At 53.2% G+C, this 13,473-nt stretch carries 11 protein-coding genes and 2 pseudogenes; 9 read left to right on the top strand and 4 right to left on the bottom strand.

What is annotated here, in order from left to right:
* Positions 1-160 precede the first annotated feature (160 nt).
* The 5 genes and pseudogenes from ACMHXH_RS10645 to ACMHXH_RS10625 all read left to right on the top strand — a co-directional run.
* A pseudogene (locus ACMHXH_RS10645) lies at positions 161-403 on the top strand (PH domain-containing protein); the annotation flags it as partial.
* A pseudogene (locus tag ACMHXH_RS10640) lies at positions 395-931 on the top strand (divalent metal cation transporter); the annotation flags it as partial. The pseudogenes ACMHXH_RS10645 and ACMHXH_RS10640, both read left to right, overlap by 9 nt.
* Before the next feature lie 9 nt (positions 932-940).
* On the top strand, positions 941-2,104 hold the full coding sequence (locus tag ACMHXH_RS10635; RefSeq protein WP_335912680.1) for a serine hydrolase domain-containing protein: 1,164 nt from the start codon (positions 941-943) through the stop codon (positions 2,102-2,104).
* Between the two features lie 104 nt (positions 2,105-2,208).
* Positions 2,209-2,673 carry a DUF1456 family protein gene (locus ACMHXH_RS10630; RefSeq protein ID WP_039035562.1) on the top strand — a complete coding sequence of 155 codons (465 nt, stop codon included), beginning with the start codon at positions 2,209-2,211 and terminating at the stop codon, positions 2,671-2,673.
* A gap of 225 nt (positions 2,674-2,898) precedes the next feature.
* A complete protein-coding gene (locus ACMHXH_RS10625; protein WP_039035563.1) occupies positions 2,899-4,587 on the top strand; it encodes an NAD-dependent malic enzyme in 1,689 nt (562 codons plus the stop codon).
* A 57-nt stretch (positions 4,588-4,644) separates the two neighbouring features.
* On the opposite strand, the gene ACMHXH_RS10620 is transcribed toward ACMHXH_RS10625, so the two are convergent.
* Positions 4,645-5,082: a DUF3069 domain-containing protein gene (locus ACMHXH_RS10620; RefSeq protein ID WP_335912682.1), complete on the bottom strand. Its 438-nt coding sequence runs from the start codon at positions 5,080-5,082 to the stop codon at positions 4,645-4,647.
* 264 nt (positions 5,083-5,346) lie between these two features.
* Between ACMHXH_RS10620 and ACMHXH_RS10615 the strand changes: the two genes are divergently transcribed.
* Entirely contained in the window at positions 5,347-7,203 is a 1,857-nt protein-coding gene (locus ACMHXH_RS10615; RefSeq protein ID WP_413738029.1) for a diguanylate cyclase, read from the top strand.
* A gap of 22 nt (positions 7,204-7,225) precedes the next feature.
* Here ACMHXH_RS10615 and ACMHXH_RS10610 read toward each other — a convergent pair whose 3' ends face one another.
* Complete coding sequence (locus tag ACMHXH_RS10610; RefSeq protein ID WP_083399901.1) at positions 7,226-8,047, bottom strand: substrate-binding periplasmic protein; 822 nt, start codon at positions 8,045-8,047, stop codon at positions 7,226-7,228.
* Between the two features lie 158 nt (positions 8,048-8,205).
* Between ACMHXH_RS10610 and queG the strand changes: the two genes are divergently transcribed.
* Positions 8,206-9,351, top strand: a complete 1,146-nt coding sequence (queG, locus tag ACMHXH_RS10605) for a tRNA epoxyqueuosine(34) reductase QueG (protein WP_260852994.1) — start codon at positions 8,206-8,208, stop codon at positions 9,349-9,351.
* Positions 9,352-9,359: 8 nt separating this feature from the next.
* On the opposite strand, the gene ACMHXH_RS10600 is transcribed toward queG, so the two are convergent.
* Positions 9,360-9,563: a dodecin gene (locus tag ACMHXH_RS10600; RefSeq protein WP_335912684.1), complete on the bottom strand. Its 204-nt coding sequence runs from the start codon at positions 9,561-9,563 to the stop codon at positions 9,360-9,362.
* Between the two features lie 132 nt (positions 9,564-9,695).
* Between ACMHXH_RS10600 and ACMHXH_RS10595 the strand changes: the two genes are divergently transcribed.
* Positions 9,696-10,022 carry a hypothetical protein gene (locus ACMHXH_RS10595; protein ID WP_039035566.1) on the top strand — a complete coding sequence of 109 codons (327 nt, stop codon included), beginning with the start codon at positions 9,696-9,698 and terminating at the stop codon, positions 10,020-10,022.
* A 74-nt stretch (positions 10,023-10,096) separates the two neighbouring features.
* Here ACMHXH_RS10595 and metE read toward each other — a convergent pair whose 3' ends face one another.
* Positions 10,097-12,367: a 5-methyltetrahydropteroyltriglutamate--homocysteine S-methyltransferase gene (gene metE, locus ACMHXH_RS10590; RefSeq protein ID WP_335912686.1), complete on the bottom strand. Its 2,271-nt coding sequence runs from the start codon at positions 12,365-12,367 to the stop codon at positions 10,097-10,099.
* Positions 12,368-12,532: 165 nt separating this feature from the next.
* On the opposite strand from metE, the gene ACMHXH_RS10585 reads away from it, so the two are divergent.
* Positions 12,533-13,435 (top strand): LysR family transcriptional regulator, encoded by a 903-nt coding sequence (locus ACMHXH_RS10585; protein WP_039035568.1) that lies wholly within the window; start codon positions 12,533-12,535, stop codon positions 13,433-13,435.
* Positions 13,436-13,473: the final 38 nt, after the last annotated feature.

Raw genomic sequence — 13,473 nt, 5'->3', positions numbered from 1 at the left:
TTCCGTGTTGTCATATTTTTTTAACATTTACCGATTCAACTTAACTCTTTAATATCTAAAGTCAATGCCTCTACCCGAGGTAAATTTGATTTTACTGATATAGGAAGTCGCCATGTCCACAGCCGCCGCGCCACTGCTTCAGGCTCGCTTTGCCGATAATATCGCCAACATAAGCGCCGAGCTGACCGAGCGTAAGCTAGTGGTGCGCCGCGGCCTACTGACCCGCACCGAAAATACTGTGCCCTTGGATAAAATCACCGACATGGCGCTTATTCAGCGGCCACTGATGCGCCTGTTCGGTCTGAAGAAACTCAAGCAGGAAACCGCCGGACAATCCGGCAATGACGCCCTGATAAGCCTGGTTGGCATAGTCGATGCTGACGGATTTCGCGCCGCAGTGCTGGCACTGGTGTTTCTCAGCCTGGGTGCCGGTATCATGCATGACTCAGGAGCCTCCTTTGCCGACTCTGGAGCCCAGTTTACCGGGCAGTTGATCTCCCTCTACGCCAGCGTGCTCGGGGAGTGGAGCCGTATGCTTATCGCCTTGGTGGCGCTGTTGTGTATTTTCTCCACCACTGTCACTGTGCTCAATGGTTACAGCCGCCCCCTGGATGCCGGTTGGCGCCTGCTGCTTGAGCGCCGCCCCAGCGGTAAACGCCTGGCGGTGATCCTGCTGGTTATGTCGCTGCTGGCCTTGCTGCTGTTCCTGTTCTTCAAGGGTGCCTTGCTATCACTGTTGGAATTGGTGATGATCCAGGCCTTTATGACCACCTGCATTTTTGCCTGGTTGAATCTACGGCTGATGAGTTCCAAAACCCTGCCGACTGAGGCTCGTTACGGCAAGGGCATGCAACTCTGGGGCTGGCTGGGACTCGGTTACCTGTTTGGCTTTGCGCTGCTGTTTATCTATTGGTATTGCTACATCAAATAAGGAAGTTGCATGAACTGCTCACCGCTGGCAAAGCCGCGCTTTTTAGGGCCAAACCTCTCATCGACAGTCAAAGGCATCACCATGGCCTGCATGCTGGGATTCACTTTAAGCCTGAGCGCGGCGCCAGGGCCCAAACAAGAGCCGGCACCAGGCAAGGGTTCGGCGCCATCTGCCTGCCACAGCCAAGAGCTGACACAACAGCTACAGCTGATAATCAAGCAAAACCCCCTGCCCTTCAGCGGCGTAATCGAGTTAAGGCAAGGTAAAAAGACACTGCTGAGCCATGCGGCCGGAGAAAGCCTGGGCAAACCCATCACCTCTGATAGCCAATTTGTGCTGGGTTCACTATCAAAGCAAGTGTTTGCCGTCTTGGTGATGCGGGCGATAGAAAGAGGCGATTTCAAGCTCAATGACAGCGCCGCCGCCCTGCTCGGCAAAAAGGCCGAACTGGATCCGGCCATCACTGTCGCCATGTTGCTGAGCCACACATCCGGCATAGGCATCCAAGGACAAGCCTTGCTGTTCACCCCGGGCAGCGATTTTAAATACAGCAATGACAATTATTGGCTGCTGGCCGAGATCCTCAAGCGTAACGGCAGCAGCAGTACTCAATTGCTGCAACGCTTCTTTGATGCCGAGGGGCTTGAGCTCAAGGCCCGCACCGGCAGTATTGAAAGTATCCAGGAACAGTTACCCCATCTGGCGATAGGAAGAACCGAGACAGACAGCGGCTTTGAGAGCGTGGCCGAGCAGTTGACTCTCACAGATAAGCTGCTGGCCAGCGGCGCCCTTATTGGCTCCGCCTCTGCCTTTGCCGACTTTCAGCAGGCCCTGCATCAGGGGCAACTACTGAGCCCTGGCGGCTATCTGCAACTGCTGGCGCCAAGAGGCAAACGCCCCCATCGTTGGGGCGAGCTGAATTATGCCGCCGGAATACAACTGAGCCCTGAGTTGCCCCTGGAGTTCAGCCACAGTGGTTACATAGCGGGTTATATCAGCACGGCGATTTATTATCCGGACTCGGGCTTCAATCTGGTGGTGCTGGAAAACACCTCTTGGTCACTCAAAGATATAGGCCGGGTGTTCGCCCTTCACGACAAGCTGCGACAAGCGGTGCGCGAAACGGCCGCGAACTGTCCACTGGAAAAAGCGGCAAATCTGCCCGGCTTTTAGGTATAATGCCGCAATACTGCGGAGCCTCCGCGCCTAACGCACCTAAGTCAATCGCCAGACAGTGTTAAAACTAAGCCGGGAGTCAAACCGGCCCAGGGACATTCATGACCAACAACGATATTCTGCGCCGCTTGCGCTTTGTCTTTAATTTCAACGACTCCAAGGTATTGCGTCTCTACGCTAAAATGAAGCGTGAAATGAGTGAAGCTGAGCTGGCCGGCCTGCTCAAGAAAGAAGATGAAGAAGGGTTCCGTCCCTGTGACGATCGCACCCTGTGCCAATTTCTCGATGCCGTGATCATCGACAAACGCGGCCTGCGTCCCGGCAGTGGCATTCCGCAGCCGCTATCCAGCCTGAACAACAACATCATCTTCAAGAAACTCAGAATCGCCTTGGAACTGAAAGAAGAAGATATTATTGCCATTCTTGAACTGGCCAACTTCCGTATCGGCAAGGCTGAGCTGAGCGCCCTGTTCCGCAACCCGGAGCACAAGCATTACCGCTATTGTGGTGATCAGTTAATGCGTAACTTTATCAAAGGCTTGTCACTTAAATATCGCGGTAAGTAAGCCAACAAGCAACGACTGATTTCTCCTTTGGAACCAGGCATCCGCCTGGTTCTTTGTTTTGTGTCGTTACCCTCTTAGGCTCAGGCCAATCCGGTTTGCCGCGTTTTAAACAAAATTTTTGCTCAAGCCCTCGCCCGCAGGCAACAAAGATCACATTTCGTGGTAATCTATGCGGATTTAGATCACAGCCCGTCATCCACCAACAAAGAACATAAAAGGTTAGCCATGGACGATAATAAACGCCCCTTATATCTGCCTTTTGCCGGTCCGGCTATTCTCGAAGCGCCGTTGATCAACAAAGGTAGTGCATTTACCGAGGAAGAGCGTATTTTCTTCAACCTCGAAGGCTTGGTGCCCTACGTGATTGAAACGATCGAAGAGCAGGCCTCACGTGCCTACGATCAGTTCAAGAACTTCAGCAATGATCTGGACAAGCATATCTATCTGCGCAATATCCAGGACACCAACGAGACCCTCTTCTATCGTCTGGTTCAGAACCACATCACAGAGATGATGCCTATCATCTACACCCCAACCGTCGGGTTGGCCTGTGAACGCTTCTCCAAAGACTACCGCCGTAACCGCGGCCTGTTTATCTCCTATCCGAACAAGGATCGCATCGACGACATACTCAACAACTCCACCCGTCACAAGGTGAAGGTGATAGTAGTTACCGATGGTGAGCGTATTTTGGGACTCGGCGATCAAGGGATCGGCGGTATGGGGATCCCGATTGGAAAGTTGTCGCTCTATACCAGTTGCGGCGGCATCAGCCCGGCTTACACTCTGCCCATCACCTTGGATGTGGGAACAGATAATCCGCATCTGCTGGAAGATCCCATGTATATGGGTTGGCGCCACCAGCGCATAGGCGGTGAAGAATATCTGGAATTTATTGAAGCCTTTATGCAGGCGGTTCATCGCCGCTGGCCCGAGGCCTTGATCCAGTTCGAAGACTTCGCCCAGAAAAACGCCATGCCGCTGCTGGAGCGTTACAAGGATAAATACTGCTGTTTCAACGATGACATTCAGGGAACCGCCGCCATCACAGTTGGCTCACTGCTCGCCGCCTGTAAGGCCGCCGGCACTCAGTTGAGCCAGCAAAGAGTTGCCTTCCTCGGCGCCGGCAGCGCAGGTTGCGGCATCGCCGAAGCGATTATTGCGCAGATGGTTTCCGAAGGGATAAGTGATGAGCAGGCCAGACGCCAGGTGTTTATGGTCGATCGCTGGGGATTGTTGCAGGACAATATGCCCAACCTGTTGCCATTCCAGCAGAAGCTGGCGCAAAAGCGCGAAGAGCTGCAGCAATGGAGCAACTTCGGTGACAACATCTCATTGCTGGATGTGGTCAACAACGGCAAGCCGACAGTGCTTATCGGGGTTTCCGGCGCCCCTGGGCTGTTCAGCGAGGAGATCATCCGCGCCATGCACAGCCACTGCCCAAGACCGATAGTGTTCCCGCTGTCCAACCCCACCAGCCGGGTTGAAGCCACGCCCAAAGATATTCTGCATTGGACCAATGGCCAGGCGCTGGTTGCCACCGGCAGCCCCTTTGAGCCTGTGGTCATAGACAACCAGACCTATGAAATCGCCCAGTGCAACAACAGCTATATCTTCCCCGGCATAGGCCTTGGGGTATTGGCCAGTGGTGCCAAGCGGGTCTCCGATGAGATGCTGATGGCCTCCAGCCGCGCCTTGGCAGAATGCTCGCCGCTGGCGCTCAACGGCAGTGGTTCCCTGCTGCCTAAGCTGGAAGAGATCCAGAAGGTCAGCAAGCACATCGCCTTTGCCGTCGGCAAGGTCGCCATCGAGCAAGGCCACGCATTGCCGACTTCCGATGAGATGTTGCAACAGGCTATCGAGAGTAATTTCTGGCAGCCTGAGTATCGCCGCTACAAGCGTACTTCCTTCTAAGAGCGTCCGCACACATAAAAAACCGGCATATTAAGAAGATAATGCCGGTTTTTTTATTTAGCCATTGGCTATCACATCTCGAATACTGTTGAGCAAGCGCCTATCGGTACGGGCCTTTTTCAACTTGCGCACACTCTCCTTGAGCGCCGACTGTGAAATACGATCATATATGCCGCTATATTCCTGCTCGGCAATAGCCTCGTCGGTATCCGCCAATTGGGCGATATCCTGGGCCATCAAACTCAGTTGCAACCAGGCCGAAGCGATAAAAAAGCCGTGAAAATCGGCTCTGGGCAGCAACTTGGCAGCACTTGGCGGCAGCTTGTCCCAAGCCTGTTTGAACTCAGACTCCTTATCATCCAGCAGTTGTTCAAACAGATTGTCATAGGCTTCTTTCAGCGCCGTCGGCAACTTATCCATGGGCAGAACTTGAGAGCAGATATTGATGGCGGCACTATGTGCCTGTTGCCGGTATTGAGCATCAACTTGAGTCATTGTGTATTCCGTCTAAAAGCGATTGGCGGCGAGTATAGCACCGGCATGAAACAGCAATCCATCTCCAATTGGCACCATGAAAATACCAAAAAGTCAGCGAAATAACGGAGCCAAGCGGGCTCAAAACCAGGTAACAGGCATTGGATGAAACCCTACTTGGTGCGCAAATTTAACGATTTATTGCTGGTCAGCCAATGCCCTGGTGCGTATGCTTAGTAACATAATATAAACATATCTCTATCGGTAAGCGTGAAGTCATACTTTTTGAAATCAGCCTTCGCTCTGCTACTTTTGTCCGGCATGGTTCCGCTCGCTCAGGCATTGGATAACCCCGAGGCAGATAAGTTATTCAAACTGCTTGAAAATGGGCAGGTCAATAATGTTGCCAAGGTGGAGCAAACTCTAGAGCGGATAGCCCAATTGTTGGCAGATAACGATCTTGATCGCCAAGTAAGACTCAGGCGCGCCCGCTGTTGGAGCTATGACATCAATAATAATGCCAAGGTTGATGCAGCAATAGATTACGCCAATACCCAAGAACAGGTGGCTGAAAATCAAGCTTATCCGGAAGCCCTGACCGACTTTCGCCTGTGCCATGGTTGGTACTCTCAACTCAAAGGTAATATGGAGCAGGCCAAAGCCGACTATGACCAAGCCTTACAACAAGCCTACCAACTCGAAGACCGCCGGTTAATCGCGGATGCCCGCAGTATGCGTGGTGCCATGTATTCTTTTCAGGGCAATTTTGCACTGGCATTGGAAGATCTTCTGACCGCCCAACAGCTCTATGAACAACTCAAACTGGATTATTGGAGCCGCTACAACTTGGTTGATCTCGCTACCAGCTTTCGTCGTTTCGGCGATCCGCAGAGTGCACTCAACTATTACCGCCAATTGGAACAGGCTTATCGCCAAGGAGGCCATGAAGAACAAGCCTATATTGTCAATGGCGAGATGGCCATAGCTCTCGAGGAATTGGGAGATTTCGAAGCGGCTGTGACCAAATTCCAGCAGTCTTACAACTATCTCAAACGACAAGGAATGACTGTCGAAGCCGCAGGAGTTTCGGTCAATATGGCAGGTTCGCTGTTGAAACTCGACAGAATAGAGGATGCCAAACAGGCATTGGAACGCGCCAAACCATTTGTGACCGAGCAACAGGGTGGCTTTTACAGCTTTATGCAACTCTACAGCGCCGATGTGCTGCTGCGCCAAGGTCAGGCGGAACAAGCTATGGTCCCCTTGGCCAAGGCAGAACAGAGTTTTCGGGATATCAGTAATGACAGGGGATTGGCCGAACTCTATCTGCTCAAAAGTGAAGTATTGGCCGCACAGGGACTTTGGCAAGAATCAACAAACGTGCTCAAATCATATATCTCCCTGCATTCTGAACTGGATAGTAAGCTTCAGTCATACCGCACCACAGAGATGCGTACCCGCTTCAATGCCGACCGCATGGCAAAAGAAAACCAACGTCTGCTGGAAAGCGAGCGTCTCAAAGAACAGGAGGTGCAGATACTGCAGCAAAACCGCCTGTTGCAGCTGGCGGTGCTGATCCTTGCCAGCATCATTATTTTCATTATGGCGATTCTGGCCTATAAACAAACCGGAAGGTCACGTCAATTTCAGAAGATAGCCCATACGGATCATCTCACTCAGTTGGCCAACCGACGCTATACCTATCAAAGGGGAGAAGCGTTATTCAATCAGGCCAAACATTCAGGCGTACCTATGTCTGTTATTCTGTTTGATGCCGATAACTTCAAGGATATCAACGACCAGTTTGGTCATGATGGCGGTGATAAGGTACTGCAACACCTGGCGAGCGTGAGCCAAACGCTTATTCGTGAGCAAGATCTACTGGGGCGGATCGGTGGTGAAGAGTTTCTGCTGCTGTTGCCGGAAACCAGTCGAGAAGAATGCCTGAAGATTGCTGAGCGTTTACGTCAAACCTTGGCAGAGTCAAGTCCAGAGGCGCTTGCAGGCGAGTCCAGAGTCACCATCAGTGCCGGGGTGGCGACTCTCAATACCGAGTTACAATTTTCAGAGCTGCTGAAACTGGCAGATAACGCTCTATACCGCGCCAAAAATAAAGGGCGTAATAGGGTAGAAAGCGCCTGAACCTCCCCCACCAATCAGTAATTCAGTGGCTATGCCATAACACTTCAGCCTCAGGCAGTGACGCCTTTGCTCCAAACCATTCAAAATACAGAGCATCAAATTCGCCACTTCGCTGCAATGCCAGCAGCGCCTTGTGCCAGGCTTCGACTCGCGCAGGATCTGTGCCACTGGAGAACGCCAGATATAACCGCAAGTGTGCCAATTCCAGCACAGGTCTCACAGCAGTCAACGGTTGATCCAATTGCCGCAAGACGCCCTGAACCGCGATCTCTGCCTGACACCAATAACGCACCCGCTTATGCAGCAACTGCCTGGCCGAATACTGAGGAAACCCCGAGATTAGCAACCGCTCATCCGCAATATCCCTCAACAACCTTTGCGCCGGAGAGTGACGATAAATCGCTATATTACCGGCCGCAGCCGCCTGTGATAGATCTGCCGGAGTGAAGTCATCATCCATGCGGGCATAAAGCTGGATACGGGTTTCGGCAATCGGGCCAACAAAATCAAATTGCTGCCGTCGCTGTTTATCAATAGAAGTGGCAAATAACAGGATATTGGCATGATGAGTTGCCATATTTATGGCGCGGGCCCAAGGCAAGATCTCTATGACTGGCTCATCATCGGTGGCGGTGACTTTGTGGTTCAACGCCTTTACCAAGGCAACGGCATAACCATCAGTTTGTCCTTGGTATTCATAACTCATGGGTGGCCAGGCTTCGGTCAAAAGCCTCAGAGGCACAAGTCTGGACTCGGGAGGCTCATTCCCGGCCTGGACGAAACCAGCAAAAATGCAGCCACACACAATCAAGCAGGCCCAAAACAGAGGCTTAATTGTCGGCATATATTCATTCCCCCTCGGTTTCAGCATAGCACCGACAAAAGCCAAAATCGCCGTTTGCGGCAACTGTGAGCGATTCTGCTTTACTGATATAATCAGGTCTTTTCCCCGGTCAGCCTCTGTTCATGTCAGCTCCTCAACCACCACAATTTGATCCCTGTATGCTTGGAAAGCTCGCCCGCGACATAAAAGCCTGGGGCAAAGAGCTGGGTTTTGCTCAAGTGGGGATCACAGATACAGATCTTCGCCGCGAAGAGCCCAGGTTACAGGCCTGGCTCGATAAGGGCTATCACGGTGAAATGGGCTATATGGCCAGCCACGGCATGATGCGGGCCCGCCCGGCCGAACTGCATCCCGGCACTTTGCGAGTCATCTCAGTACGGATGGACTATCTGCCGCCAGAAGCGGGGTTTGCCTTCAATCTCAAAGATCCTAACCTTGGCTATATCTCCCGTTATGCCGGTGGCCGCGACTATCACAAGCTGATGCGTAATCGCTTGAAAAAGTTGGGCGAGCGCATAGATGAAGCGCTCAAAACCCTGCAACTTGAAGGCAGTGGCTTTCGGCCCTTCGTCGACTCGGCTCCCATTCTGGAACGGCCGCTGGCAGCAAAGGCCGGGATCGGCTGGACAGGTAAACACTCACTGATCCTCAACCATGAGGCCGGCAGTTGGTTTTTCCTCGGCGAACTGCTGGTGAACCTGCCGCTACCCTTGGATGTCGCCATAGCCGAAGGCTGCAACACCTGCGTTGCCTGCATCACAAGTTGCCCAACCGGCGCCATAGTCGAGCCTTATGTGGTCGATGGGCGCCGCTGTATCTCCTACCTCACCATAGAGCTGGCCGGCAGCATTCCGCTGGAGTTTCGACCACTGCTCGGCAATCGCATCTACGGTTGCGATGACTGTCAACTGGTATGCCCCATCAACCGCGCCGCCCCCTTGACCGCAGAGACAGACTTTCATCTAAGGCCACAACTTAAGCAACCCAAACTGCTGGAGCTGTTCGCCTGGAGCGAGACCGAGTTTTTGAAAAACACCGAAGGCAGCGCCATTCGCCGCATAGGTCATGAACGCTGGCTACGTAATATTGCAGTGGCGCTGGGCAATGCCCCCGGCAGTGAAACCATAGTTGTCGCCCTGCAGGCGCGACTGACAGATGCCTCGGAGCTGGTCGCCGAGCACATAACGTGGGCACTGGCGCAGCAGGCAGAAAAACTCAGCGGCAAGGACACAGTGCCCATTCCCGCCCGCAAGACAGGACGCCTGATCCGGATAGTGGAAAAAGGCCTGCCAAGAGATGCCTAAATTCAAGTCTAATCCAGGGTAAAACCCACTTTGATGGTGACCTGCCAATGAGCGATGACACCGGCTTCCAGGTGGCCGCGGGTATCTATCACTTCAAACCAGCGCAGATTGTGCAGCGACTGACTGGCCGCCGCGATGGCATTCTTGACCGCTTCATCTGAGCTGATGGGGGATGAACCTGTCAGTTCTATTATCTTGTATACATGACCCATGGGGCTTCTCCTGATAGTTATCTGAGTCCGGTTGGTGACCTGAGTATAGACAGAAATGGCCGATGGCATATTTCCCTCAGTTTCTGTATATTTCTCAGTTGGATAACCATCAGAAAAAATCAAGGGATTGCCATGCAATTAAAACATTCAGGTCCAGGGATAGCCTCATTTGTCACCAGCATATTGAGTGGAATCGCCCTGTTTATTACTTTTATTGTTGCCGGAACCCTGGAAACAACAACACCGGGCGGCATGGATGAAAACTCCATGGAAGCGGTTCTTGTAGGGTTAATGATCATCTTTATGATGCTGGTCTGTCTGGTGTCTTTGGGGTTGGGTATTGGTGGCCTGGTACAAAAAGAGCGGCAGAAAATCTTCGCCATTCTGGGCACAATCTTTTCAAGCTTGATCATCATGGGCACTGTGGGCCTGATGATACTGGGAATAAGCATGAGTTGAATCTTTACCGCGTTGAAGTCAATCAACATCAGGGGCGCATTGCGCCCCTGACTGTTATTAACCACAGAATTTTATCACCCGAGTCGACGTCGCAACTCCCTGGTGGCATCAACCATGTTCTTTAAAGCCGGCTCAACTTCCTCCCAATTACGGGTCTTCAAGCCGCAATCCGGGTTAACCCAGAGCTGGCGCAGAGGAATTTTCTGCGCCGCCTTTTCAATCAGGCTCACCATGGCCTCCACTGTTGGAATGTTGGGGGAGTGAATATCGTAAACCCCGGGGCCGATTTCATTGGGATAGTCAAAGTCTTCAAAGGCATTCAACAACTCCATCCGTGAGCGCGATGTTTCTATGGTGATCACATCGGCATCCATGGCGGCAATTGCGGCAATAGTGTCGTTGAATTCGCTGTAGCACATATGGGTGTGAATTTGGGTCTCGTCCCTGACACCGGCGGCGCTGAGCTTGAAGGCGGCCACAGCCCAATCGAGATAATGGGCCCAATCGCTGCGTTTGAGCGGCAAACCTTCCCTAAACGCCGGCTCATCAATCTGAATAATGCCTATGCCCGCCTGCTCCAATGCCACCACTTCATCGCGTATCGCCAGAGCCAACTGAGTCGCTATCTGTTCGCGGCTAATATCCTCGCGGGCAAAGGACCAATGCAATAGGGTCACAGGCCCGGTCAGCATGCCTTTCACCGGTCTATCGGTTAGACTCTGGGCATACTCGGCCCAGTCGACTGTCATCGCCTTGGGACGGGTCACATCGGCATAGATCAGCGGCGGCTTAACGCAACGAGAACCATAACTCTGCACCCAGCCATGTTTGGTAAAACCAACGCCGTCGAGCTGTTCACCAAAGTATTCCACCATGTCGTTGCGCTCGGCTTCACCGTGTACCAGCACATCTATTCCCAGCTTGAGCTGCCGTTCTATGGTATCCCGGGTCACCTGTTGCAGTTGCTCTGTGTATACAGCATCGTCCAACTCCCCCTTGCGCCAGCGGCTACGCAGGTTACGAATGGCCGCCGTCTGCGGGAATGAACCTATGGTAGTCGTCGGCAACAAAGGCAGCTTGAACCTGGCCTGCTGGGCTTGTCTGCGCACCTCAAACTCATGGTTTCGGTCGTAATCAGCCGCAATCAAGGCATCAATTCTGGCACTGAGCGGTTGATTACGCCCCTGCGCCCTGGCCGCGCGCCGACTCCGGCAACGGGTGACCACGGCTTTGGCATTTTCAGTCTCAGGCGCCTCCAAAAGCGCCTTGAGCTCCTGCAACTCGGTGAGTTTTTGCCGGGCAAAGGCCAATAGGCTCTTGAGCTCGGGCGCCAGCGCGGTTTCCACCTCAAGATCCACCGGGGTATGCAACAGGGAGCAGGAAGTAGCGAGCCAGAGCCGGTCTCCCAGATCCCGTGCCAGTGGCGCCAACTGCTCGGCCACAAGATCCAGATCGGCGGCCCAGACGTTACGGCCGTTGATCACCCCAACCGACAACACCTGCTCGGGTGCCAATGCACCAGCAAAGGCCTGCAACTGCTCGGGCGCGGTGACCAGATCCAGGTGAATACCCGCCACCGGCAGTGCCGACAACAGACTTTGATGGTGAGCTACAGTGCCGTAATAGGTTGCCAGCAACAGCTTGAGCGGCGCCGACTTGAGCACGCCGTAGGCCTGATGGAAGGCCTGCTGCCAGTTGTCATCCAGCTCAAGTGCCAGCGCAGGTTCATCCAATTGCACCCATTCAACGCCTTGGGCGGCAAATCGGGCCAGAATGGTTTGATAACATTCCAGCAGCGCCGGCAGCAGTGTCAAACGGTCGAACTCTGAACCCACTGTTTTGGACAGATACAGGAAAGTGACCGGCCCCAAGAGTACCGGCTTGGCGGTGTGACCCAACGCCTGAGCCTCGGTCACCTCTTCAAACAACTGTTCCCAGGCGATATCGAAGCGTTGATCTTCGCTGAGCTCAGGCACCAGATAATGGTAGTTGGTGTTGAAGTACTTGGTCATTTCAGACGCCGGCGCATGCTTGCCACTGGGCGCTCGGCCACGGGCAATCCGGAACAGGGTATCGAGATTGACAGCGCCGCCATCACTGTGACGCTCTGGGATTACCCCCAGAGTCGCACTCAGGGTCAGCACCTGATCATAGTAAGCAAAATCGCCGACCGGTAACAGCTCCACCCCGGCATCAGCCTGCCACTGCCAATGGGTGCGCCTAAGCTCATTGGCAACGCTTTCTAATTCGGCCACGCTGGACTCACCACGCCAATACTTCTCCAAAGCAAACTTGAGTTCACGTCGACGCCCGATACGGGGAAAGCCAAGACTGTTTAATCGCATAATGTATACCATCCTTTATAAAACATGCGGCAAATGACTGATGACGCCGGAATACAACAAATAAACATGGGCGTCTGGACGTCTAGAAGTTTATTGTGCTAGTCTCAGCACAGGCAACCGAATTGAATTCAAGGGCAACATGAGCGGCATTCATGTGGAGAGGAAATGATAGAACTGAGACACCTTCGTACTCTGATAGCACTGAAAGAAAGTGGCAGTCTGGCCGGCGCGGCGAAGAAACGTTTTGTCACCCAGTCGGCACTGTCGCACCAAATTAAAGAGCTGGAGACCCGGATTAACTCCCAGGTATTTGTCCGCAAAAGCAAACCTCTGACCTTCACGCTTGAAGGTAGTCGTCTGCTGACCCTGGCAGAAGAGATATTACCTCGGGTACAGGAAACCGAATTTGTACTCAAGCGAGGCCTATCAGGAAACTGCGGCCCCTTGAAGGTGGGTATTGAGTGCCACAGCTGCTTTCGCTGGTTAATGCCTGTGATGGAAGCCTTTCATCAGTCTTATCCGGATGCCAATCTGGATCTCTCCAGCCGCCACCTGTTCGACTCACTTAATGCGCTGGAAACCGGTGAGCTGGATATAGTGCTAACCTCAGATCCTGTACCCGGCCATGCCCTTGCCTACCAGCATCTGTTTGATTTTGAGGTGAGACTGGTGATGGCCAAAGATCACCCGCTGGCAGGCAACAGTTATATTTTGCCGCAGCAGTTGGCCGGGGAAGCGATTATCAGTTATCCGGTACCGCTGGAAAGGCTGGATATTTTCCGTCACTTCCTTGAGCCGGCCGGGGTAGTGCCTGGCCCACAAAAACGCTGCGATCTCACCAATGTATTGCTGCAACGCATCGCCTGTAAAGAAGGGGTAGCGGCCTTACCCAGCTGGTCACTGACCGAAGCCCAGGGCTTGAGCCTGACCTCGGTGAAACTCGGGCAGGAAGGCCTGAAACGGCCGCTGTTCGGTGCCTACCGCCGCGACAGCAGCAATAGAGTGCAACTGCAAAGGCTGCTGGAATTGATTGCCAAAGAGGGATTACAGCGTCAGGACAGACACTGACTGAGCGGCTGCCACCGTCCCTTAAAGGCGGCGGCAGT

Source organism: Shewanella sp. BJSY2023SW001, assembly GCF_047314685.1.
GTDB classification, from domain to species: Bacteria; Pseudomonadota; Gammaproteobacteria; order Enterobacterales; family Shewanellaceae; genus Shewanella; species Shewanella indica.
This window is presented reverse-complemented; position numbering and strand designations above follow the sequence as displayed.